Consider the following 23,241-nt stretch of genomic DNA (forward strand, 5'->3'; position numbering starts at 1 on the left):
GAGGTGCCGGGACGCGGTGCCGCGGACCGGGAGGGGCGCGGGCCCCTCTCCGATCCGCGGCACCGTGGTCACGCTGCGCAGAAGGAGGGCAGCAGGTCCGCGGCGGTGCCGGCGGGGCACGGGTCGAACGCGAAGACGACCCAGGTGCCGAGCGCGATCAGCGCGACGACGGCGACGAGGATGCCGCCCTTGAAGGCCTTGGCCAGCAGGGGCGAGGTCGCGTAGTCGTTGACCAGCGTGCGCATGCCGTTGCCGCCGTGGATCAGCGCGAGCCACAGCATGAGGACGTCCCACCACTGCCAGAACGGGTTCGCCAGCTTGCCGCCGACGAAGCCGAAGTCGATGGCCTTGATGCCGTCGCCCAGCAGCAGGTTGTAGATGAGGTGCCCGAAGATCAGGACGATCAGCACGACGCCGGAGGCGCGCATGTAGATCCAGCCCCACTTCTCCCAGTTGGTGCCGGAGGAGCGGGTCGGGGTGTGCGGGGTCCGCGGTGCGGCGACGGTGCTCAATGCGCACCCCCCTCGCTGAAGACGTTGATCAGGTGGCGCGGCGCGAAGCCGAGCATCAGCACGACCCAGAGGCCCATGACGACCCAGAAGAGGACGCGCTGATTGCGGGTCGCCCAGCTCCAGAAGTCGACCAGGATGATCCGCAGGCCGTTCAGCGCGTGGAACGCGATGGCGCCCACGAGCCCGGTCTCGCCGAGTCCCATGATCGGGTTCTTGTACGTGCCGATGACCGCGTTGTACGCCTCGGGGCTCACGGCGATGAGAGCGGAGTCGAGGACGTGGACGAGGAGGAAGAAGAAGATGGCGACACCGGTGATCCGGTGGAGCACCCACGACCACATGCCTTCGCGACCGCGGTACAGGGTGCCGGCCGGACGCCGGATCTTCCCCTGCTTCCGGGGTGCGAGGGTTTGAGCAGCTTGAACTGACACGAACAACCCTCCCTGGTTGTGCTCCGACGGCCTGACCTGTTCCCACGTCGCGTGGACGGGGACGGGGCGGGGAGCGACGAGAAACTCGCCCTCCGATTCTAAGCGCCCTCGCAGGCGGGCGCGGCTTAGGCGAGCCTTAGCTGCGGGGCAGGGCGAGGGCGGGTGCCCCCGCGGTCGCGTAGTGCGCGAGGAGCTCGTCGGTGAGTGCGCTCCAGGTGCGGTGGAGCACGCGGCGGCGGCCCGCCTCGCCGAGCCGGGCGCGCAGTGCGGGATCTCGGACCAGGCGCTCCACCTGCCGGCGGAGGTCGGAGTCGCTCTCGGGCGCGTAGAGCAGGCCGTCCACGCCGTGCTCGATGAGGTCGGTGGGGCCGCCCGCGTGCGGCGCGACCACCGCGGTGCCGGACGCCTGCGCCTCCTGGACCGTCTGGCCGAACGTCTCCTCCGTGCCGGTGTGCACGAAGACGTCGAGCGCGGCGAAGACCGCCGGCAGCCGGTCGCCGTCGAGCCGGCCGAGCATCCGCGCCGCCGGGCCGAGGGCGGCGGCGACCCGGGCGGAGGAGGGGCCGTAGCCGCCCACGACCAGCTCCGCGTGCGGGAGGGAGGCGAGCGCCGCCATCCGCTCCACCCTCTTCTCGGGGGAGAGGCGCCCGATGTAGCCGACGAGCGCGTCGTCGGCGCCGAGTCCGGCACGGACGGCCTGCGCGTAGGGGGAGGAGCGGCGGCGCGGGTGGAAGCGCTCGCTCTGCACGCCGCGGCCCCACAGGGCGGTGCGCTCGATGCCGGCGGCGGCGAGGTCGTCGAGGGCGCTCGTGGAGGGGGCGAGGGTCAGGTCCGCCCCGGCGTGGATCTGGCGGATCACCCGCCAGGCGAGGGCGCGGGCGCCGCGGATGCCGTAGCGGGCCGCGAATCGCGCGACGTCCGTCTGGTAGATCGCGACACTCGGCACCCCGAGCCGGCCGGCCGAGGCGATGGCGCGGGCGCCGAGGAGGAAGGGCGAGGCGACGTGCACCACGTCGGGCTCGAAGTCGGCCAGCTCCCGGGTGAGGGCGAGCGTGGGGATCCCGACCGGGAAGTCGCGGTAGGCGATCGCCGGGTGCTCCACGACGCGGTGGCCCGCGTAGTGGCCCGGCGCCCCCGCGGCCGGGCAGACGACGAGCGCCTCGATCCCGCGCTCCGCGAACTCGTCGAGCACCCGCAGGACGCTCGTGGTCACGCCGTTCAACGACGGCAGGAAGCTCTCGGTGACGACCGCGACTCTCACGCCCCGGACGCTACGGCGGCGGGATGAACGGCGGCGCGCGCCCGGGTGAACGGACGGTCGCGCTCGGGCTCCCTTGTATCCTGCGGACATGACATCACCTGAGACCGATGGCCGCGCCCCGCTCGACCGCTTCTACAGCGTGATCCCCGCCGGCGGGATCGGCTCGAGGCTGTGGCCGCTCTCCCGGGCCGACGCCCCGAAGTTCCTGCACGATCTGACGGGGTCGGGACAGACCCTCCTCCGCGACACCTGGGACCGCCTCGCGCCCATCTCGGGCGCCGACCGGATCATGGTCGTGACCGGGCGCGCGCACCGCGCCGCCGTCGAGGAGCAGCTCGAGAGCCTCGAGGACCTCAACGTCGTCCTCGAGAGCGAGCCGCGGGACTCGTCCGCCGCGATCGGCCTGGCCGCCGCCATCCTCGAGCGCCGCCAGCCCGGCGTGATCATCGGCTCGTTCGCCGCCGACCACGTCATCAGCGGTCAGCAGCTGTTCCACGACGCGGTCGCCGAGGCCGTCGTCGCGGCGGACGCGGGCTACATCGCGACCATCGGCATCACGCCGACCGAGCCTGCCGTGGGCTTCGGCTACATCCGCACGGGGAAGCACCTCGGGATCGACGGGGCGACGCACACGCTCGCCGTCGACTCCTTCGTCGAGAAGCCCGACGCCGACACCGCGCGCGCCTACCTCTCCAGCGGTCAGTACCTCTGGAACGCGGGCATGTTCATCGCCCGCGCCGACCGCCTCCTCGAGGAGCTCGGCCGCGCGAAGCCGAAGCTGCTCGCCGGACTGCTCGAGCTCGCCGCCGCGTGGGACACCCCGGAGCGCGGCGCGGTCGTCGACCGCATCTGGCCGGGCCTGGAGAAGATCGCGATCGACTATTCCGTCGCCGAGCCGGCCGCGGCCGCGGGCAAGCTGGCCGTCGTGCCGGGCCACTTCTCCTGGGACGACGTGGGCGACTTCGCGTCCATCGCGAAGCTGCACTCGAGCGGACTCCGCTCGGACCTCGCCATCCTCGGCGAGGACGCGCGTGTGCTCGCCGACTCCGCGACGGGCATCGTCGTCAGCGGCGGCAACCGCACCATCGCCCTCATCGGAGTGAAGGACATCGTCGTCGTGGACACCCCCGACGCACTCCTGGTGACCACGACCGAGAACGCCCAGAAGGTCAAGGGCGTCGTCGACGCCCTGCGCCTCTCCGGCCGCACGGACGTCCTCTAGCACTCCGTCCCACCCGTCGAAGCGCGGCCCTCCACTCGGAGGCGCCGCGCTTCGCCGTTCCGCCCTCTCGTCTCATGCGCGTGCGGAGGTCCCGATCCGCCGTTCGCGCGGCCACTCGACCACCCTCGATGAGGGCCTCGGTCGTCGCCCTGGGTGCTGGTGGCTGGGTCTCGATCCGCCGCTTCCGCGGCAACTCGACCACCATGGAGGAGCATCGCGTCGAGCCCGACCGCGCGCAGCGCGGAGCTCCTCCGAACGCCTTCGACATCCGGCAGCAGGGGAGAGGGCCGCGAGCCGGAATCGCGTGCCAAGCGATTCAGGCCAGCCCGACGCGACCCGCTCTGCGGAACGCACCCGTCGCGAAGCCGACCGCGCCGAGCCGCTCCGCGGCTCGGAATCGAGCCCAGCCGACCGCGCCGAGCCGCCCCGCGGCTCGGAATCGAGCCCAGCCGACCGCGCCGAGCCGCTCCGCGGCTCGGAATCGAGCACAGCCGACCGCCCCGCGACACGCTCCGCATGTCGCGAAGATCAACACTGTGTAACTCTTCCTGACCACCACCGTCCGGGCGGCTGAGCGGCTTGTCACATTGGGTAACGTGTGGGAATCGACGCCCTGTTGCGCTCGTCGCGCGGGGCCGCATTCCTGGAGGACGACATCTTGACTATCACCTCGCGTAAGGCCGCGTTCGGCGGTCTCGCCGCCCTCGGCGTCACCGCGCTTCTCGCCGGTTGTGCCTCCGCCCCCGAGGAGAGCGGCTCCAGCGCCGCCGCCGGTGGCGATTTCCTGCCCTGCATGGTCTCCGACGCGGGCGGGTTCGACGACAAGTCGTTCAACGAGCTCGGCTACAACGGCCTCGTGAAGGCATCGGAGGACCTCGGTGTCACGCCGAAGACCGTCACCTCGGAGTCCGAGACGGACTACGCCCCGAACCTGACCAGCCTCGTCGACCAGGGCTGCAACCTGATCATCACCGTCGGCTTCGCGCTGGCGGAGGCCACGTCGGCCGCGGCCGAGGCGAACACGGACATCGACTTCGCGATCATCGACGACGCGTCGATCGACCTGCCGAACGTCAAGCCGATCACCTTCGACACCTCGCAGGCGGCGTTCCTCGCCGGCTACACGGCCGCGTCGTACTCCAAGACCGGCGTCGTCGGCACCTACGGCGGCCAGCAGTTCCCGACCGTCACGATCTTCATGGACGGCTACGCCGACGGCGTGAAGTACTACAACGAGCAGAAGGGGAAGGACGTCAAGGTCGTCGGCTGGGACGTCGACGCGCAGACCGGCTCCTTCACCGGCGGCTTCGCGGCGGGCGTCGAGGCCAAGTCGGCCGCGCAGTCGCTGATCGACCAGAACGCGGACGTCATCCTCCCCGTCGGCGGTCCGATCTTCCAGTCGGCGATCGAGGCGATCCGCGACTCCGGCAAGGACATCGCGATGGTCGGCGTGGACGCGGACCTGTACGAGACCTACCCCGACGGCGCCGACCTGTACCTGACCTCGATCCTCAAGGGCATCGAGGCCGGCACGACCGACGTCACCAGCTCCGCCGGAGCCGACGACTTCGACCCCACTCCCTTCGTGGGCACCCTCGAGAACGACGGAGTCGGCATCGCGCCGTTCCACGACTTCGAGTCGAAGGTCTCGGGCGACCTGCAGGGCGAGCTCGACACCATCAAGGCGGGCATCATCGACGGCTCCATCACCGTCACCTCCCCGTCCGCTCCCGCGGCGTCCTAGCCGCTTACTCGAAGAGGCCGGCGGGCCCGAGCACACCTCGGGACCGCCGGCCTCTTCGTCGGTCCGGCGGGCGGATCGGCTCCGCTGCGTCCCTCGATCCCGGCCGACGGCGCATCGTGGCGCGAACCGAAAGTTAGATTGGTCCCATGAAGCTCGAACTGCGTGGCATCACGAAGCGCTTCGGCGCGCTCGTGGCCAACGACCACATCGATCTCACCGTCGAACCCGGTGAGATCCACTGCCTCCTCGGCGAGAACGGCGCGGGCAAGTCGACGCTCATGAACGTGCTCTACGGCCTGTACCAGGCCGAGGAGGGGGAGATCCTGCTGGACGACGCGGTCCAGCACTTCTCCGGTCCGGGTGACGCCATGAAGGCGGGCATTGGGATGGTCCACCAGCACTTCATGCTCGTCCCCGTATTCACCGTCGCCGAGAACGTCATGCTGGGCCACGAGGAGACGAAGGCCGGCGGGCGCCTGGACCTCGCTGCCGCGCGCGCCCGGGTGCGCGAGATCTCGGACCGCTTCGGCTTCGACGTGGATCCCGACGCCCTGGTCGAGGACCTCCCCGTCGGCGTGCAGCAGCGGGTCGAGATCATCAAGGCCCTCTCCCGCGACGCCCGGGTGCTCGTGTTCGACGAGCCGACCGCGGTGCTGACCCCGCAGGAGACCGACGAGCTCATCGCGATCATGCGCCAGCTGCGTGCGGCCGGGACCGCCATCGTCTTCATCACGCACAAGCTCCGCGAGGTGCGCGAGGTCGGAGACCGCATCACGGTCATCCGCCTCGGCAGAGTCGTGGGGGAAGCGTCGCCGACCGCGAGCAACGCCGAGCTCGCCTCGCTGATGGTGGGCCGCGCCGTCGAGCTGACGGTGCAGAAGGAGCAGGCGGTGCCGGGCGAGGAGGCCCTCGTCGTCTCGAACCTCACCGTGCGCGACGCCAACGGCCAGGCCGTCGTCGACGACGTCTCCTTCGAGGTCCGCCGCGGCGAGATCCTCGCGATCGCGGGCGTGCAGGGCAACGGCCAGACCGAGCTCACCGAGGCGATCATGGGCCTGCAGGAGCGGGTCGAGGGCTCGGTGACCCTGGACGGGCGCCGCCTCGACGGGCTGTCCGTGCGCCGCGTCCTCGAGTCGGGGGTCGGCTTCGTCCCCGAGGACCGCACCGAGGACGGTCTGGTCGCTGAGTTCACGATCGCCGAGAACCTCATGCTCGACCGCAGCGATCGCGGTCCGTTCGTGAAGGGACTGGGCCTGCGGCTGAAGGAGCTCGAGCGCTTCGCCGAGGAGCGGGTGCGCGAGTTCGACGTGCGCGCCCAGGGGATCGGCACCCACGTCGGCCGCCTCTCCGGAGGCAACCAGCAGAAGGTGGTGCTCGCGCGCGAGCTCAGCCGGGAGCTGCGGCTGTTCATCGCGGCGCAGCCCACCCGCGGCATCGACGTCGGCTCCATCGAGTTCGTCCACAAGCGCATCGTCGAGACGCGCGACACCGGGGTCCCCGTGATCGTGGTGTCGACGGAGCTCGACGAGGTCGCGGCGCTCGCCGACCGCATCGCGGTCATGTACAAGGGCGGGATCATCGGCATCGTCCCCGCCGACACGCCCCGCGAGGTCCTGGGGCTCATGATGGCCGGGCAGACGCCCGCCGAGAAGGGAGCGGCGGCGTGAGCGACGCGCAACTGCCCGCGGTCGATCCCGACGCGGAGACCGAGAAGGCGTCCGGGCTCGAGCCCGGCCAGAAGCCGGATCAGGAGGTGCGCCCCGGCCCGCTCGAGAGCGGCGCCTCCCGTGTCCTGCGCGAGATCCTCTCCGGCACCGCGCTGATGTCGGTGCTCGCCGTGCTGCTCTCCCTCATCGCGGGCGGCGTGCTGATCGCCGCGACCGACAAGGACGTCCAGGCGGCGTCGGGCTACTTCTTCGCCCGGCCGCTCGACACCCTGCAGGCGATCTGGCAGTCCGTCTCCGGTGCCTACTCCTCGCTCTTCCAGGGCTCGGTCTACAACTTCCGCCGCGAGGGCTTCGCCAACGGCATCAAGCCGCTGACGGACACCCTGGCCTTCGCGACCCCGCTGATCGCCGGCGGCCTCGGAGTGGCGCTGGCCTTCCGCGTCGGCCTGTTCAACATCGGCGGCCGCGGCCAGATGCTGATCGCCGCCGCCTGCGCGGGCTGGGTCGGCTTCTCCTTCGACCTCCCGTGGGGCGTGCACCTGATCGTCGCGCTCGCCGCCGGCATCCTGGGCGGCGCGCTCTGGGGCGGACTCGTGGGACTGCTCAAGGCCCGCACCGGCGCACACGAGGTGATCCTCACGATCATGCTCAACTACGTCGCGTTCTACCTGATCTCCTACCTCCTGCGGACGCCCGGCGCGCTGCAGGCGCCCGGCTCGAACAACCCGAAGTCGCCCGGGATGAAGGAGACCGCCGTCTTCCCGGCGCTCCTCGGCCCCGGCTACTCGCTCACGCTCGGCTTCGTCTTCGCGGTCCTCGCGACCGTCTTCGTATGGTGGCTCCTGAACCGCTCGACGATCGGCTTCAAGTTCCGCGCGGTGGGGGAGAACCCGCACGCGGCGCGGGTCGCGGGCATCGACGTGAAGAACAGCTACGTGTACGCGATGCTGCTCTCCGGCGGCCTGCTCGGCCTCGCCGGCAGCGCCCAGGTGATGGGGACGGTCACGACCGGATTCACCTCCGGGATCGACGCGGGCATCGGCTTCGACGCGATCACGGTCGCGCTGCTGGGCCGCTCCCGACCCTGGGGCGTGTTCTTCGCCGGCATCCTCTTCGGCGCCTTCAAGGCGGGCGGCTACTCGATGCAGGCCGCCGAGGGCGTGCCGATCGACGTGGTCCTCGTCGTCCAGTCGCTGATCGTCCTCTTCATCGCCGCACCGCCGCTGGTGCGCGCGATCTTCCGCCTCCCGACGCCCGGGGCAGCCCCGAAGCGCCGCACCCGCCGCACCTCGGAGGTGTCCGCATGAGCACCGCCGTCGCCACCGCTCCCGACCGCGTCGTGATCCGCAGCTGGAAGGCGCCGATCGCGTTCGGCGTCTTCGCGCTGCTCGCCGTCGTCCTCTTCGTGGCCCTCGGCCGCGACGGGACGAGCTCGTTCCGCCTCGCCGCGGGGACCGACTTCTTCGCGCTGCCGGACATCCCGTTCCCGACGCGGGGGACGGGCGTGGTCGTCGCGATCCTCCTGGTCGCCCTGGCCGTCGCCTCGGCCGCGCTCACCCGCGCCGGCCGCCGGATCCCGCTCTGGCTCTCGGCGGTCTTCGCCCTGGTCTTCCTGATCGGGTTCCTCGTCTGGGCGTCGGCCGGTGCCGCGCTGCCCGTCTCGGGACTGCTGCTCGGGACCGTCGGGCTCGCCACTCCGCTGATCTTCGGCTCGCTCGGCGGCGTCATCTCGGAGCGGGTCGGAGTCGTCAACGTCGCGATCGAGGGGCAGCTGCTCGCCGGCGCCTTCACCGCGGCGATGGTCGGCTCCCTCACCCGCCAGCCGGTGCTCGGCCTGCTCGCGGCGATGGTCGCGAGCGTCCTGGTGTCGTTCGTGCTGGCCGCCTTCGCGATCAAGTACCTGGTCGACCAGGTGATCGTCGGAGTCGTGCTGAACGTGCTGGTGACCGGCCTGACGAGCTTCCTCTACTCCCAGGTCCTCTCCGCCGACGCGTCGACGTTCAACTCGCCGGTGAAGTTCGACCGCCTCCCGGTCCCGGTGCTCAGCCAGGTGCCGATCGTGGGCGCCGTCCTGTTCAACCAGACGGTGATCGTCTACCTGATGTACTTCGCGATCTTCGCGGTGTGGTGGGGCCTGTTCAAGACCAAGTGGGGCCTCCGCCTGCGCGCCGTGGGCGAGCACCCGCAGGCCGCGGACACCGTGGGCATCGATGTCGCCCGCACGCGCTTCTGGAACGTCTCCCTCGCCGGGGCGATCGCCGGAGTCGGCGGTGCGTACTACACGCTCGACGCGGTCGGCGCGTTCGGCAAGGAGATGACCGCGGGTGCGGGCTTCATCGCCCTGGCCGCCGTCATCTTCGGCCGCTGGGACCCGATCAAGGCGACGCTCGCGTCGCTCCTGTTCGGCTTCGCGACCAACCTGCAGAACGTGCTCGGCGTCATCGGCTCGCCCGTGCCCAGCGAGTTCATGCTGATGCTGCCGTACGTCGTGACGATCTTCGCGGTGGCCGGTCTCGTCGGCCAGTCCCGCGGACCGGCCGCCGCCGGCAAGCCGTACCTGAAGTCCTGAGAGGAGCCGTCGTGACCGACATCGACTGGGAGGCGCTGCGCGAGGCCGCCCTCGAGGCCATGAGCCACGCCTACGTCCCGTACTCGAAGTTCCCCGTCGGGGTCGCCGCGCTCGTGGACGACGGCCGGACGATCTCGGGCTGCAACGTCGAGAACGCCTCCTACGGGCTCACGCTCTGCGCCGAGTGCGCGCTGGTGTCCTCGCTGCACATGACGGGCGGCGGCCGGCTCGTCGCCTTCACCTGCGTCGACGGGAAGGGCGGCGTCCTGATGCCCTGCGGGCGCTGCCGCCAGCTGCTCTTCGAGCACTCGGCCGAGGGCATGCTCCTCCAGACCGTGTCGGGCGTGAAGACGATCGACGAGGTCATCCCCGATGCCTTCGGCCCGCGCACGCTCGAGGCCTACGCCGCCTCCTAGCGCCGCCGTCACCGCTCCCACTCCCGAACCGAGGACTCCGCATGACCCGCACCACCCCCGTCGAGGACTTCGACGCCGTCGACATCATCCGCACCAAGCGCGACCACGGCACGCTCTCGACCGCGCAGATCGACTGGCTGATCGACGCCTACACGCGCGGCTACGTCGCCGACGAGCAGATGGCGGCCTTCGCGATGGCGGTCCTGCTGAACGGGATGGAGCGCGACGAGATCCGCGACCTCACCCTGGCGATGATCGCCAGCGGCGAGCGCATGCGGTTCGACGGACTCGGCAAGCGCACGGTCGACAAGCACTCCACGGGCGGGGTCGGCGACAAGATCACGCTGCCGCTGATGCCGCTGGTCGCCTCCTTCGGCGTGGCGGTGCCCCAGCTCTCGGGACGCGGGCTCGGCCACACGGGCGGAACGCTCGACAAGCTGGAGTCGATCCCGGGCTGGCGCGCCGACCTCGGCAACGAGGAGATGCTGGAGCAGCTGCGGACGGTCGGCGGCGTGATCTGCGCCGCGGGCTCGGGCCTCGCCCCCGCCGACAAGAAGCTCTACGCGCTCCGGGACATCACCGGGACCGTCGAGGCGATCCCGCTGATCGCGTCCTCGATCATGTCGAAGAAGATCGCCGAGGGGACCGACGCCCTGGTGCTCGACGTGAAGTTCGGCTCCGGGGCGTTCATGGTCGACATCGAGCGCTCGCGGGAGCTGGCGCGGGCGATGGTCGACCTCGGCAACGACGCGGGGGTGCGGACCACCGCGCTGCTGACCAACATGAACGTGCCGCTCGGTCTGGCCATCGGCAACGCGAACGAGGTGCGGGAGTCGGTCGAGGTGCTCGCCGGCGGCGGCCCCTCGGACGTCCGGGAGCTGACGCTGGCCCTGGCCCGCGAGATGCTGGCCCTCGCCGGGCAGCCGGACGCGGATGTCGAGCGCGCCCTCGACGGCGGCGCGGCGATGGACACCTGGCGCGCGGTCATCCGCGCTCAGGGAGGGGATCCGGATGCGGCGCTCCCCGAGGCCCGCGAGACCCACGTCGTGGTCGCCGAGCGCGACGGCGTCCTGGTGGAGCAGCAGGCGCTGCCGTTCGGCATCGCCGCCTGGCGCCTGGGCGCCGGACGCGCCCGCCAGTCCGACGCGGTGCAGCACGCGGCGGGGATCGACCTGCACGCGAAGCCGGGCGACCGCGTCCGCGCGGGCCGGCCCCTGCTCACGCTGTCGGCCGACGAGCCGGAGCGCTTCGCCCGGGCGCTGGAGGCGCTCGCCGGTGCCTACCGGATCGGCGACGAGGGCGACGAGGTGCTCGACGGCGGCCCCCTCGTGGCGGAGCGCGTCTCCTAGCCCCGCGCCGCCCGGCACGGAGGAGGCGCCGCCCGGCGAGCCGCTTCCGCCGACCCTCTAGGGTGGTCGGCGAACCACCGCCGACCTGCGAGGAGCACCGTGACCGATCAGACCGAGGAGTACCTCCTCCCGGGCGAGGGCGTCCTCATCGACGAGCTCCCCAAGGTGTCGCTGCACGACCACCTCGACGGAGGCCTGCGGCCCGGGACGGTCCTCGAGATCGCCCGCGAGACGGGCGTGCCGCTCCCGGCCGAGGAGCCGGACGCGCTCGCCGAGTGGTTCCGTGCCACGGCCGACTCCGGCTCCCTCACCGACTACATCGCCACCTTCGAGACGACGGTCGCCGTGATGCAGACCGCGCCGGCGCTCGAGCGCGTGGCCCGCGAGTTCGTGCTCGACCTCGCCGCCGACGGAGTCGTGCACGGCGAGGTGCGCTGGGCGCCGGAGCAGCACCAGCGCGCCGGGCTCTCGCTCGACGCGGCTGTCGAAGCGGTCCAGGAGGGGCTGCAGCAGGGCGTGCAGGAGGCGGCGGCGCAGGGACACCGCATCCGCGTCGGCCAGCTGATCACCGCGATGCGGCACGCCGACCGCTCGCTCGAGGTCGCCGAGCTGGCGCTGCGCCACCGCGAGCGCGGTGCGATCGGCTTCGACATCGCCGGAGCCGAGGCGGGCTTCCCCGCCTCGCGGCACCGTCCCGCCTTCGAGCTGCTCGCGGCGGCTCACTTCCCGACCACGGTCCACGCGGGGGAGGCGGACGGCCTCGACAGCATCCGCTCGGCCCTGCTCGACGGCCGCGCGCTGCGCCTGGGCCACGGCGTCCGGATCGCGGAGGACATCCGCATCGAGCGCCAGGACGACGACGCGAGCTACGTGACCCTCGGCGAGCTCTCGGAGTGGGTGAAGGACCGCGAGATCGCCCTCGAGCTCAGCCCCTCCTCCAACCTGCAGACCGGAGCCGTCGCAGCGTGGGGTGCCGAGCTCGCCGACCACCCCTTCGACCTGCTCTACCAGCTGGGCTTCCGCGTCACGGTGAACACCGACAACCGCCTGATGAGCGCGACGACCCTCAGCCGCGAGCTCGCCCTCCTGTCCGACGCGTTCGGGTACGATCTCGACGACTTCGAGGCCTTCCAGCTGAACGCGGCTCACGCCGCCTTCCTGCCGCTCGACGAGCGCCGCGAGCTCGTCGAGACGATCAGCGCCGGCTTCGAGGCGGCCTGACGGTGCCGCTCGACGCGCTCCCCGAGGAGGCGGTGGCCCTCCGCCACTCCGCCGGATCCTGGCGGGAGGCCGTCCTCGAGGCGGGCCGTGCGCTCGAGCGGACCGGCGCGGTGGACGCCGCCTACTCCCGGCGCATGGTCGAGCAGGTCGACGTGCTCGGGCCGTACATCGTCATCGCGCCCGGGCTCGCCCTCGCGCACGCCCGGCCCGGCAACGACGTCCTCGCGGACGGCCTCTCCGTCGTCACGCTGGCCGAGCCCGTCGCCTTCGGGCACAGCACCAACGATCCGGTCTCGGTCGTCATCGGGATCGCCGCCACCCAGGCGCACGGGCACGTCGGTTTCGTCTCCGGGCTCGCCGACGTGCTCAGCCGTCCGGACGCGGTCGGTGCACTCGCCGCCGCCCGCACCCTCCGCAGCATCAACGCCGTCCTCACCGACAGCACCCCGCACCACCCGCACCACGGAAGAAGCGCATGAAGATCGTCACCCTCTGCGGCGCCGGAATCGGCACCTCCGCCATCCTCAAGCTCGGCGCCGAGCGCGCCCTCGAGACCCTCGACCTCGAGGCCGAGGTGATCGCCTCCGACCTGGCCTCCGTCGACGCGCTCGCCGCGGACGCGCAGGTCATCCTCACCTCCGGCGAGCTCGTCGACCACATCGGCCGCACCTTCGCCGAGGTCGTCGTCATCGACAACTATCTCGACCAGAACGAGATCACGGAGAAGATCGAGCGGGCGCTGGGCTGAGCTCGACTCTGAGCCGCTCCCTGCGCGGCTCAGCGCGGTCGGCCTCCCGACGGGGCGCGTTCTCAAGAGCGGGTCGCGTCGGCTGCCTCGAATCGCTGGCATGCGATTCTCGGACGCGCCCTCCACCTTGCGGGGAGAGGGCGCCCCTGCCCCTGCTGGTCGAGTGGCCGCGGATCGGCGTGCCGAGAGCCGGCTTCCCGCGCGGACGGCTGCTCGGACCTCGGGGGGTCAGCGGGCGGCGAGCTGCTCGAGGACGGTGCCGATCAGGCGGCGGGCGCGGGCGGGGGAGAGGCGGGCGGGCCGCTCGGCCGCGCGGGAGACCGCGATGCCGTCGAGGACTGCGAGGAGAAGCGCCGCGTCGTCGGCGCCGAACGACGCCGCGGGATGCGCGGCGCGCAGCAGCTCCAGGACGACGTCCTCCGTTCGCGACCAGCCTGCGGTGTGGATCGCGCGGATCTCCGGATCGGTGCCGGCGCGGGAGGCGAAGGCGGTCCACACGATCGCATCGGGGACGTCCTCGTCCGCGACGCACGCGATCTCGTCGCAGAAGACGCGCAGCCGCACCTCGGCCGAGGGTTCGGCCTCCAGGCGGCTCCGCATCCGCTCGCGGAAGCGCTCCTCGACCCGGGCCATCGCGCCGGCCAGCAGCGCCTGCTTCGTCGGGAAGTGGTGCTGGACGGCCCCCACCGAGACGCCGGCCTCGGCCGCGACGGTACGGATGCTGAGGTGCTCCGCCCCGCGGGTCGAGAGGACGGCGACGACCGCCGAGAGGATGTCGCTCCTGCTCTCGCGCCGATCCGGCATGGCGTCCCTCTCGTTCGACTGCTCGAGCAGGCTACGCTCTCGGACATGACCAATACGACCGTATTGCCACCCCGTGCCGGAGCCGGCCGCCGCATCGCGAGCCTGGACGTCGTCCGCGGTGTCGCGATCATCGGGACCCTCGGCACGAACATCTGGATCTTCTCCCACCCCTGGGGGATGCTCGGACTGCTCTCCGTCCCGGTGACGCCGGAGACCTCCTCCTCCGCCGGGACTGCGCAGCTCCTGCTGATGGCGCTGGCGCAGGGCAAGTTCCTCGCCCTCCTCTCCCTCGCCTTCGGGGTGGGCCTCGCGATCCAGCACGCGTCCGCGGTCCGGCGCGGGACGCGCTGGCCGGGCCGCTACCTCTGGCGCGCGACGCTCCTCCTCCTGGACGGCGCGGTCAACTACGTGCTGATCGCGGAGTTCGACGTCCTCATGGGATACGCCGTCACCGGAGCGGTCGTCGCCTGGCTGCTGCTCACCCGGCCGACGACGCAGCGCCGCGTGATCCTCGTCTGCGGCGCTCTGCACGTCGTCCTGATCTCGGCGCTCGTGGCGCTCGTGGCGGCGAGCCCGGACGGTGCCGGACAGGGGCCGACCGGCCGGAGCCCCTACGCGGACGCGTCGTTCCTCGGCCTCGCCCTCTTCCGGCTGCAGAACGCGGGCGTCTTCCGTGCGGAGCCGGTGCTCATCGGGCTCCTCAGCCTCGCGATGTTCCTCCTCGGCGCGCGCCTCCATCGGGCGGGGGTCCTCGCCGCCGAGGGCGCGTCACTCCGCCGTCGCCTGATGGTCCTCGGCGCCCTCGCCCTCCCCGTCGACCTCGCGCTGGGCATCGGGGGGAGCGCCGCCGGTCTGCTCGCCGAGCGCTACCTCGTCGCGCCCCTGGTCGGGCTCGGCCTGCTCGCGGCCCTCGCCGAGGCCTGCCTCCGCCGGGGCGCCGAGGGCTGGGCGGCACGCCGGGCGCGGGAGGTCGGCCGGGTCGCCCTGAGCGCCTACCTCCTGCAGAACCTGCTCGGCGGCGCCCTCTTCTACGGCTGGGGACTCGGGCTGGCGGTGACCGCCGCGCAGTGGCGCGTCCCGGCGACCGTCGGAGCGTTCCTGCTCATCGCGGCGGTCGTCGTGCTCGCGGCGCACCTGTGGCTGCGCCGGTTCGAGCTCGGTCCGGTGGAGTGGCTCTGGAAGCGGGGCGAGCGGATCGGTGTCCGCGCGCCCCGCTGACGGAGGGGGACCTACGCGAGGAGCTCCGCGGCGCCGGTGCGCAGGGCGGCGAGGCGGGACGAGACGGCCGACCGGCGGGCGTCGGCGTCGGAGTCGTGCGACCAGGCGTCGAGGTAGAGCTTGACCTTCGGCTCCGTGCCGCTCGGGCGCGCGATGAGACGGGCACCGTTCAGGGAGAAGCGGAGCGCGTCGGTCGGGGGCAGCGCGCCGCCCTCGGCGAGCAGGTCCTCGCTCCGCTCGACGGCGAGCCCGCCGATCGCGGTCGGAGGCGTCGCGCGGAGTCCGGCCATGATCCGGCCGATCTCGGAGAGGTCGGTGACGCGGAGCGAGATCTGCTCCGACCCGAAGAGCCCGAACCGCTCGGCGAACGACTCCAGCTCGTCGTCGATCGTGCGCTCCTCGGCGGCGAGCCCGCTCGCGAGGGAGAGGAAGGCGAGCGCGGCCGAGACGCCGTCCTTGTCGCGGACCGTCCGGGGGTTCACCAGGTAGCCGAGCGCCTCCTCGTAGCCGAAGACGAGGTCGGGGACGCGCGAGATCCACTTGAAGCCCGTGAGCGTCTCGGCGAAGTCGAGGCCGTAGTCGGCCGCCACGGCACCGAGGGCGGGGGAGGACACGATCGAGCAGGCGAGCGCTCCTCCGGTGCGGCCCTCGCGGCGGGCCTGCTCGGCGGCGCGCCAGCCGAGCAGCGCTCCGACCTCGTTGCCGGTGAGGCGCCGGAATCCCTCCGGGGCGGAGGCGTCGGGCACGGCGGCGGCGAAGCGGTCGGCGTCCGGGTCGTTGGCCACGATCAGCTGCGCGCGACCGGAGCGCGCGGTCGAGAAGGCGAGGTCGAGGGCGCCTGCCTCCTCCGGGTTGGGGAACGCGACCGTGGGGAACGCCGCGTCGGGCTCGATCTGCTCGACCACGACGGCCGGCTCGTCGAATCCCGCCGCGGAGAGCACCCGGTGCGCCGTCTCCCAGCCGACCCCGTGCATCGCCGTGTAGACGATGCGCAGCGGAGCGGACTGGCGGCCGACGGCTGCCGTCGCCTCGATGTAGGCGGCGACCACGGACTCGTCCGCGAGCCGGTACTCGCCGCGCGGAAGCTCCGGAACGCGCCGGTCCCGCGCGACCGCGAGGATCCGCTCGGCGATCTCGGAATCGACCGGCGGCACGATCTGCGAGCCCTCGTCGGCGCCGCCGAGGTACACCTTGTAGCCGTTGTCCTGCGGCGGGTTGTGGCTCGCCGTGACCATCACTCCGGCGTCGGCGCCGAGGTGGCGCACGGCGAAGGCCAGCACGGGGGTGGGCAGGAGCCGGGGCAGCAGCACCGCGTCCGCGCCGGCGCCCGCCATCAGCGCGGCGGAGTCCTCCGCGAAGACTCGCGAGTTCTTCCGGCCGTCGTAGCCGATCACGACCACGGGCCGCTGGACGCCCTGCGCCAGCAGGAAGTCGGCCAGGCCGACGGCGGCCTGCGAGACCAGCACGCGGTTCATCCGGTTGGATCCCGCCGCGATGGCGCCCCGCAGGCCCGCGGTGCCGAACGCCAGGCGGGCGCCGAAGCGGTCCTCGAGCTCGGCGCGGGCGGAGGCGTCGCCCGAGTCGGAGGCGGTCAGCAGGCCGACCAGCTCCTCCCGCGTCTCCGGGTCGGGGTCCTGGGCGAGCCAGGCCTCGGCGAGCTCCCGGACGTCGGCGCTCACAGGGCGCCCGTGATCCCGGCGAGCAGGCGGGCGAGGTCGTCCTCGGCGTCGCGGCCGGCCTCGAGCACCTCCTCGTGGCTGAGGGGGGTCTTCTGGATGCCGGCGGCGAGGTTCGTGATGAGCGACATGCCCAGCACCTCCATGCCCGCCTCGCGCGCGGCGATGGCCTCGAGGGCGGTCGACATGCCGACGATGTGGCCGCCGATGATCTTCGCCATCTGCACCTCGGCCGGGCTCTCGTAGTGCGGCCCGCGGAACTGCACGTACACGCCCTCGTCCAGCTCAGGACGCGTCCCGCGGGCGAGGTCGCGCAGGCGCGAGGAGTAGAGGTCGGTGAGGTCGACGAAGGTCGCGCCCTCGAGCGGCGAGTCGGCGGTGAGGTTGATGTGGTCGCTGATCAGCACGGGGGTCCCGGGCGTCCAGTGCTCCTTGATGCCGCCCGCGCCGTTGGTGAGGATCATCACCGTCGCGCCCGTCGCGGCGGCGGTGCGGACGCTGTGCGCGACGCGGCGCACGCCGTAGCCCTCGTAGTAGTGGGTGCGGGCGCCGATGATCAGCGCGCGCCTGCCGGTGGGGAGCAGGACGGAGCGCAGGGTGCCGCCGTGCCCGTGCACGGCCGGCTTGGAGAAGCCGAGGATCTCGGTGGCCTCCACCGTCGCGGTCGTCTCGCCGATCGCGTCGGCGGCCTTGCCCCAGCCGCTGCCGAGGGTGAGGGCGATGTCGTGCTTCTCGACCCCTGTCGCCTCGGCGATCTGAGCGGCCGCGCGGGCCGCGATCTCGAAGGGATCGGCGTCGGGGGCGTCGAGGGGGTGCAGGGTCTGGTCGGACATCCTCCCACCCTACCGACGGGCTGCGCGGCGGCGGAGGGCGACTCCCGCGGCCGATCCGACACCCCGCGATTGGGCGAACACTCAGTGAGAGAGGATAATGGGAAGCATGGCTTACGAGTTCGAGCGCGCGCAGAGGATCGCTGTACTCGGAGGGGGGCCGGGCGGCTACGAAGCCGCCATCGCGGGAGCGCAGCTCGGCGCCGAGGTCACCCTGGTCGAGCGGGTCGGAGTGGGCGGCTCGGCCGTCATCACCGACGTCGTCCCGTCGAAGTCGCTCATCGCGACGGCGGAGGCCACCAACGCCATCGGCGAGGCCGCCGACCTGGGCGTGCAGTTCTTCACCCGCTCGGAGCAGAACAAGCCGGTGCGCCCGGACGTGGCGGTCAACCTGGCGACGGTGAACAAGCGCCTGCTCGGCCTCGCGCGCCAGCAGTCCGAGGACATGCGCGCGAACCTGGTGCACCACGGCGTGCGCATTGTCCAGGGGGACGGGCGCCTGGACGGCTCGAACGCCCTGATCGTCTCGACGGCGGCCGGTGGCGAGGGCATGGACTTCGACCGCATCGAGGCGGACACGATCGTGGTCTCGGTGGGCGCCAGCCCGCGTGTGCTCCCGACCGCGGCACCCGACGGCGAGCGCATCCTCAGCTGGACCCAGCTCTACAACCTCAAGTCGGTCCCCGAGCACCTGATCGTGGTGGGCTCCGGCGTGACCGGCGCGGAGTTCGCCTCCGCCTACCGTGCGCTCGGCGCCCGCGTGACCCTCATCTCCTCCCGCGACCAGGTGCTGCCCGGCGAGGACGCCGACGCGGCCGCCGTGATCGAGAACGTCTTCAAGCGCAACGGCATGGTCGTGCTCTCGAAGTCGCGCGCCGACCGCGTCGAGCGGACCGAGAAGGGCGTGCAGGCCGTGCTCTCGGACGGACGCGTCGTCGAGGGCTCGCACTGCCTGATGGCCGTCGGGTCCGTGCCGAACACGGCGGGCATCGGCCTCGAGGAGGCGGGGGTGCAGCTGACGGAGTCGGGGCACATCCGCGTCAACCGCGTCGCCCGCACCAGCGTCCCCTCGATCTACGCGGCCGGGGACTGCACCACGTTCCTCCCGCTCGCTTCCGTCGCCGCCATGCAGGGCCGCACCGGAGTGTTCCACGCCATGGGCGACGCCGTGAACCCGACCGAGGTGCGCAACGTCGCGGCGAACATCTTCACGCAGCCCGAGATCGCGACCGTCGGGTGGAGCCAGCGCGAGATCGAGGAGGGCATCGCGCAGGGCGAGATCTACAAGCTCCCGCTCGCCGCGAACCCGCGGGCGAAGATGATGGGCATCCGCGACGGTTTCGTGAAGCTGTTCGCGCGCACCGGCTCCGGCACCGTCATCGGAGGCGTCATCGTCGCTCCGAAGGCGAGCGAGCTGATCTTCCCGCTCGCCCTCGCCGTGGAGCACCGCCTGACCGTCGACCAGGTCGCGCGGGCCTTCACCGTCTACCCGAGCCTCACCGGCTCGATCTCGGACGCCGCGCGCGCCATGCACATCGTCACCTGACGCGCCCCTCCGCCGGGCCGCGCGGGGTGCGGCCCTTCATCGGCAGAGCGCGCGACCGGGAATCGCGTGCGAAGCGATTCACGGCAGCGCGACGCGACCCGCTCTGCGGTACCCCCCACGTCGAGGAGCCGACCGCGCCGGGCCGCGCGGGGAGCGGCCCGGAACGGGCTCAGACGATCTGGAGGAGCACGTGTCCCGCGGGGACGGTCGCTCCGGCCGTCGCGTCGAGGCCCTTCACGACACCGTCCTTGTGGGCGGTGAGCGGCTGCTCCATCTTCATCGCCTCGAGGACGACGACCAGGTCGCCGGTGACGACCGTGTCGCCCTCGGCGACGGCGACCTTGACGATGGTGGCCTGCATGGGCGAGGCGACGGTGTCGCCCGTGACGGTGCTGACGGAGGAGGAGCCGCGGCGCTTCGGGGAGGCGGCAGCGGCCCCGCGGGCGGGTCCCGAGCCGACCAGGTCGCCGGGGAGCGTGACCTCGACGCGGCGCCCGTCGACCTCGACGACCACGTTCCGGCGGGCCGCCGGCTCGTCGGTCGCTCCGGGCTCGCCGCTCCAGGCCGGGATCGTGTTCTCGAACTCGGTCTCGATCCAGCGGGTGTAGATCGTGAAGGGCGCGCCGCCCTCGGGGGCGAAGGCCGGGTCCTCGACGATCGCGCGGTGGAAGGGGAGGACGGTCGGCAGTCCGGTGACCTCGAACTCGGCGAGGGCGCGGCGCGAGCGCTCCAGCGCCTGCTCGCGGCTGTCGCCGGTGACGATCAGCTTCGCGAGGAGCGAGTCGAAGGAGCCGGAGATCACGTCGCCGGCGACGACGCCGGAGTCGACGCGGACGCCGGGTCCGCCGGGGGCCTTGAAGACGTGCACCGGGCCCGGAGCGGGGAGGAAGCCGCGGCCCGCGTCCTCGCCGTTGATGCGGAACTCGAAGGAGTGGCCGCGGGGCGCCGGGTCGTCGTAGTCGAGCACGCCGCCCTCGGCGAGGCGGAACTGCTCGCGCACGAGGTCGATGCCGGTGATCTCCTCCGACACGGGGTGCTCGACCTGGAGGCGGGTGTTCACCTCGAGGAAGGACACCGTGCCGTCCTTGCCGATCAGGAACTCGCAGGTTCCGGCGCCGAGGTAGCCGACCTCCTGCAGGATCGCCTTCGAGGCGCGGTAGAGCTCGGTGTTCTGCGCGTCCGTCAGGAACGGCGCGGGCGCCTCCTCGACGAGCTTCTGGTGGCGGCGCTGGAGGGAGCAGTCGCGGGTGGAGACCACGACGACGTTGCCGTGCGCGTCGGCCAGGCACTGGGTCTCGACGTGGCGCGGCTGGTCGAGGTACTTCTCGACGAAGCACTCGCCGCGGCCGAAGGCGGCGACGGCCTCGCGCGTGGCGGAGGCGAACAGCTCCTCGACCTCGTCGCGCTCGCGGGCGACCTTGAGGCCGCGACCACCGCCGCCGAAGGCCGCCTTGATCGCGACGGGGAGGCCGTACTGGTCCACGAACTCGAGCACCTCGGCGGCACCGGAGACGGGGTTGAGGGTTCCCGGGGCCAGCGGCGCGCCGACCTTCTCGGCGACGTGGCGGGCCGAGACCTTGTCGCCGAGGCGCTCGATGGCCTCGGGGCCGGGGCCGATCCAGATCAGGCCGGCGTCGATGACGGCGCGGGCGAAGTCGGCGTTCTCGGCGAGGAAGCCGTAGCCGGGGTGCACGGCGTCGGCACCGGAGCGGCGCGCCACCGAGAGCAGCTTGTCGATGACGAGGTAGGTCTCGGCGCTGGTCGTCCCGCCGAGGGCGTAGGCCTCGTCGGCGAGGCGGCTGTGCACGGCGTCGCGGTCCTGGTCGGCGTAGACGGCCACGGAGGCGATCCCGCTGTCGCGGGCGGCGCGGATGACTCGGACGGCGATCTCGCCCCGGTTGGCGACGAGCACCTTCGTAATCTTCGGCATGGTCCCCAACCCTAGGGGGCGGCTCCGCCCGGCCCGGCGCGGCTCACCACAAAGAAGCGGAGGGCCTTCGTCGGTTCCTCACAAGGGCGGGACGGGCCTCAGCGGTTCCAGAGCGCGGTCCAGTCGACGCCGAGGCTCCGCACCAGAGTGCGGAGGGTCGGCACCGACATCCCGATCACCGTCGAGGGGTCGCCCTCGATCGCGGTGATGAAGCCGGCGCCGCGGCCGTCGATGGTGAAGGCGCCGGCCACCTCGAGGGGCTCGCCGGTGGCGACGTAGGCGTCGATCTCGGCGTCGTCGATGTCGTCGGCGAACGTGACGGCGGCGGAGGTGACCGCTCCGGCCTCGGCGACGATCCTCCCGCCGCGGTGGTCGACGAGCCAGTGGCCGGAGTGGAGGCGGCCGGTGCGTCCGCGCTGGGCGTGCCAGCGCTCCCGGGCCCGCTCGGGCTCGTGCGGCTTGCCGTGGACGACGCCGTCGAGGACGAACGCGGAGTCGCCGCCGAGCACCAGACCGTCGATGTCCGGGCGCAGGACGGCGTGCGCCTTGGCGCGGGCGAGCAGCGAGACGGTGGCGTCCGCGTCCAGCGCCGCGCCCCGCTCCTGCTCAGCCCGGGCGACGGCCGCGGGCTCGTCCACCTCGGAGGGGACGACGACGGGCTCGATCCCGGAGGCCCGCAGCAGCGCGAGGCGCGCGGGGGAGGTGGAGGCGAGGTAGAGGCGCACGAGGGCTCCCTGCGGCCGGGCCCACGCTGTGGGATGCTCGACGGATGGCACAGACCCCGTCCCGAGCATCCGCCCGCCCCGACGGGGCCGACGACGCACTCGGGACCGAGATCGAGCTCGACATTAGCAACGTCGCCCACGGCGGCGTGTTCGTCGCCCGGCACGAGGGCCGCGTCGTCTTCGTCCCGGACGTCCTCCCCGGCGAGCGCGTGCGGGCGCGGATCAGCGAGGTCCGGCACGACAGTTTCTGGCGCGCCGAGGCGCTCGAGGTGCTCGAGGCGTCCGAGCACCGGGTGGAGCACGTCTGGCCCGAGGCCGCCCTCGACCGCCGCCCGGAGGAGCGCGTCGGCGGCGCCGAGCTCGGCCACGCCGACCTGGCCTACCAGCGCGAGCTGAAGCGCCTCGTGCTCGTCGACTCCTTCTCCCGCTTCGCCCGTCGCGAGGTCGAGGTGGAGGTCTCGCCGATCCGCGGGGACGACGCGTCCGGAGGCCTCGGCTGGCGCACGCGGAACCGCCTCCACGTCGACGACGACGGACGGGTCGGCCCCTACGCGGCACGCAGCCACCACGTCGTCACCGTGGAGTCGCTGCCCCTCGCGACCGCCGACTCCTCCCTGGCCGCACCGCTCGGCGAGCGCCTCGCTCCCGGCTCGGTGGTCGACCTCGTCGACGCGGCCGGGTCCGAGGGAGCCGCAGTGCTCGTGCACGACCCCTCCGACAAGCGCGCCCGCCGCGACCGCACGGTGGTGAGCGAGTTCGTCGCCGACCGCACCTTCCGGGTCGACCGCACCGGCTTCTGGCAGGTGCACCGCGGAGCCGCCGCCGCGCTCTTCGAGGCCGTGCAGGCCGCCGTCGACGCGGACGCGGCGGACCCGTCGGCCGCCAACCACGACCTCTACGGCGGGGTGGGCCTGCTCGCCGCGGCGCTGGCCGACCGCCTCGGCGCCGGAGTGCGCGTGACCAGCGTCGAGAGCGACTCCCGCGCCACCGAGCACGCGCTCGAGAACCTGGCCGACCAGGTCGGCGCCCGCGCGGTGACCGCCCGCGTCGACCGCTACCTCCGCGACGTCGTCGCCCAGGCCGATACGCGCGAGCGGGCGCGGTGGCGCGCGGCGACCGTGGTCCTCGACCCGCCGCGCTCGGGCGCCGGCCGAGCGGTCACCGACGCTCTGGCGGAGCTGCGGCCGGCGCAGCTCGTCTACGTCGCCTGCGACCCGGTCGCGCTCGCCCGCGACGTGGGCGCCCTGACCGGGGCCGGCTACGAGCTGGAGCGCCTCGAGGGCTTCGACCTCTTCCCGCACACCTCCCACGTGGAGGCCGTTGCGCGACTGGTCCGCCGAGAGGACTGACCGCGGGCCCGCGCCTGCGTACC

21 protein-coding genes are annotated in these 23,241 nt (G+C 72.7%); 13 read left to right on the plus strand and 8 right to left on the minus strand.

What is annotated here, in order from left to right; translation table 11 throughout:
- Positions 1 to 68: 68 nt before the first annotated feature.
- The 3 genes from C5C25_RS01045 to C5C25_RS01055 all read right to left on the minus strand — a co-directional run bounded on the left by C5C25_RS01045 (position 69) and on the right by C5C25_RS01055 (position 2,204).
- Positions 69 to 512: a succinate dehydrogenase hydrophobic membrane anchor subunit gene (locus C5C25_RS01045; RefSeq protein WP_104223187.1), complete on the minus strand. Its 444-nt coding sequence runs from the start codon at positions 510 to 512 to the stop codon at positions 69 to 71.
- Positions 509 to 943 carry a succinate dehydrogenase, cytochrome b556 subunit gene (gene sdhC, locus C5C25_RS01050; RefSeq protein WP_374952907.1) on the minus strand — a complete coding sequence of 145 codons (435 nt, stop codon included), beginning with the start codon at positions 941 to 943 and terminating at the stop codon, positions 509 to 511. The genes C5C25_RS01045 and sdhC overlap by 4 nt, the downstream gene beginning before the upstream one ends.
- A 136-nt stretch (positions 944 to 1,079) precedes the next feature.
- A complete protein-coding gene (locus C5C25_RS01055) occupies positions 1,080 to 2,204 on the minus strand; it encodes a glycosyltransferase family 1 protein (protein ID WP_181065415.1) in 1,125 nt (374 codons plus the stop codon).
- 88 nt (positions 2,205 to 2,292) lie between these two features.
- On the opposite strand from C5C25_RS01055, the gene C5C25_RS01060 reads away from it, so the two are divergent.
- The 10 genes from C5C25_RS01060 to C5C25_RS01105 all read left to right on the plus strand — a co-directional run bounded on the left by C5C25_RS01060 (position 2,293) and on the right by C5C25_RS01105 (position 13,140).
- Complete coding sequence (locus C5C25_RS01060; protein WP_104223184.1) at positions 2,293 to 3,426, plus strand: mannose-1-phosphate guanylyltransferase; 1,134 nt, start codon at positions 2,293 to 2,295, stop codon at positions 3,424 to 3,426.
- A gap of 658 nt (positions 3,427 to 4,084) precedes the next feature.
- Positions 4,085 to 5,170, plus strand: a complete 1,086-nt coding sequence (locus C5C25_RS01065) for a BMP family protein (RefSeq protein ID WP_104232890.1) — start codon at positions 4,085 to 4,087, stop codon at positions 5,168 to 5,170.
- Between the two features lie 146 nt (positions 5,171 to 5,316).
- Positions 5,317 to 6,837: an ABC transporter ATP-binding protein gene (locus C5C25_RS01070; protein WP_104249475.1), complete on the plus strand. Its 1,521-nt coding sequence runs from the start codon at positions 5,317 to 5,319 to the stop codon at positions 6,835 to 6,837.
- A complete protein-coding gene (locus C5C25_RS01075) occupies positions 6,834 to 8,144 on the plus strand; it encodes an ABC transporter permease (RefSeq protein WP_219812597.1) in 1,311 nt (436 codons plus the stop codon). The genes C5C25_RS01070 and C5C25_RS01075 overlap by 4 nt, the downstream gene beginning before the upstream one ends.
- Positions 8,141 to 9,406 carry an ABC transporter permease gene (locus C5C25_RS01080; RefSeq protein ID WP_104249476.1) on the plus strand — a complete coding sequence of 422 codons (1,266 nt, stop codon included), beginning with the start codon at positions 8,141 to 8,143 and terminating at the stop codon, positions 9,404 to 9,406. Before C5C25_RS01075 ends, C5C25_RS01080 begins: the two co-directional genes overlap by 4 nt.
- An 11-nt stretch (positions 9,407 to 9,417) precedes the next feature.
- Positions 9,418 to 9,822 carry a cytidine deaminase gene (locus tag C5C25_RS01085; protein WP_104223180.1) on the plus strand — a complete coding sequence of 135 codons (405 nt, stop codon included), beginning with the start codon at positions 9,418 to 9,420 and terminating at the stop codon, positions 9,820 to 9,822.
- A 41-nt stretch (positions 9,823 to 9,863) separates the two neighbouring features.
- Positions 9,864 to 11,171, plus strand: coding sequence for a thymidine phosphorylase (locus C5C25_RS01090; RefSeq protein ID WP_104249477.1), 1,308 nt, complete (start codon positions 9,864 to 9,866; stop codon positions 11,169 to 11,171).
- A gap of 99 nt (positions 11,172 to 11,270) precedes the next feature.
- Positions 11,271 to 12,392, plus strand: coding sequence for an adenosine deaminase (locus tag C5C25_RS01095; RefSeq protein WP_104249478.1), 1,122 nt, complete (start codon positions 11,271 to 11,273; stop codon positions 12,390 to 12,392).
- Positions 12,393 to 12,394: 2 nt separating this feature from the next.
- Complete coding sequence (locus C5C25_RS01100) at positions 12,395 to 12,871, plus strand: PTS sugar transporter subunit IIA (RefSeq protein WP_104223177.1); 477 nt, start codon at positions 12,395 to 12,397, stop codon at positions 12,869 to 12,871.
- Complete coding sequence (locus tag C5C25_RS01105) at positions 12,868 to 13,140, plus strand: PTS sugar transporter subunit IIB (protein ID WP_104249479.1); 273 nt, start codon at positions 12,868 to 12,870, stop codon at positions 13,138 to 13,140. Before C5C25_RS01100 ends, C5C25_RS01105 begins: the two co-directional genes overlap by 4 nt.
- Before the next feature lie 228 nt (positions 13,141 to 13,368).
- Here the strand turns inward: C5C25_RS01105 and C5C25_RS01110 are convergent, their stop codons facing one another.
- Positions 13,369 to 13,944 (minus strand): TetR/AcrR family transcriptional regulator, encoded by a 576-nt coding sequence (locus C5C25_RS01110; protein ID WP_104249480.1) that lies wholly within the window; start codon positions 13,942 to 13,944, stop codon positions 13,369 to 13,371.
- Between the two features lie 45 nt (positions 13,945 to 13,989).
- Between C5C25_RS01110 and C5C25_RS01115 the strand changes: the two genes are divergently transcribed.
- Positions 13,990 to 15,162: a DUF418 domain-containing protein gene (locus C5C25_RS01115; RefSeq protein ID WP_104249481.1), complete on the plus strand. Its 1,173-nt coding sequence runs from the start codon at positions 13,990 to 13,992 to the stop codon at positions 15,160 to 15,162.
- Positions 15,163 to 15,173: 11 nt separating this feature from the next.
- On the opposite strand, the gene C5C25_RS01120 is transcribed toward C5C25_RS01115, so the two are convergent.
- Positions 15,174 to 16,841, minus strand: coding sequence for a phospho-sugar mutase (locus C5C25_RS01120; protein ID WP_104249482.1), 1,668 nt, complete (start codon positions 16,839 to 16,841; stop codon positions 15,174 to 15,176).
- Positions 16,838 to 17,671, minus strand: a complete 834-nt coding sequence (locus tag C5C25_RS01125) for a purine-nucleoside phosphorylase (protein ID WP_104238027.1) — start codon at positions 17,669 to 17,671, stop codon at positions 16,838 to 16,840. Before C5C25_RS01125 ends, C5C25_RS01120 begins: the two co-directional genes overlap by 4 nt.
- A 106-nt stretch (positions 17,672 to 17,777) precedes the next feature.
- Between C5C25_RS01125 and C5C25_RS01130 the strand changes: the two genes are divergently transcribed.
- On the plus strand, positions 17,778 to 19,214 hold the full coding sequence (locus C5C25_RS01130; protein WP_104249483.1) for an NAD(P)H-quinone dehydrogenase: 1,437 nt from the start codon (positions 17,778 to 17,780) through the stop codon (positions 19,212 to 19,214).
- A gap of 169 nt (positions 19,215 to 19,383) precedes the next feature.
- On the opposite strand, the gene C5C25_RS01135 is transcribed toward C5C25_RS01130, so the two are convergent.
- Both C5C25_RS01135 and C5C25_RS01140 read right to left on the minus strand, forming a co-directional pair.
- A complete protein-coding gene (locus C5C25_RS01135; RefSeq protein ID WP_104249484.1) occupies positions 19,384 to 21,144 on the minus strand; it encodes a biotin carboxylase N-terminal domain-containing protein in 1,761 nt (586 codons plus the stop codon).
- A gap of 98 nt (positions 21,145 to 21,242) precedes the next feature.
- Positions 21,243 to 21,869 (minus strand): nucleoside triphosphate pyrophosphatase, encoded by a 627-nt coding sequence (locus C5C25_RS01140; RefSeq protein WP_181133604.1) that lies wholly within the window; start codon positions 21,867 to 21,869, stop codon positions 21,243 to 21,245.
- A gap of 44 nt (positions 21,870 to 21,913) precedes the next feature.
- On the opposite strand from C5C25_RS01140, the gene C5C25_RS01145 reads away from it, so the two are divergent.
- Positions 21,914 to 23,218, plus strand: a complete 1,305-nt coding sequence (locus tag C5C25_RS01145) for a class I SAM-dependent RNA methyltransferase (protein ID WP_146079404.1) — start codon at positions 21,914 to 21,916, stop codon at positions 23,216 to 23,218.
- Positions 23,219 to 23,241: the final 23 nt, after the last annotated feature.

It is taken from the genome of Rathayibacter sp. AY2B9 (assembly GCF_002931595.1).
Taxonomy (GTDB): domain Bacteria; phylum Actinomycetota; class Actinomycetes; order Actinomycetales; family Microbacteriaceae; genus Rathayibacter.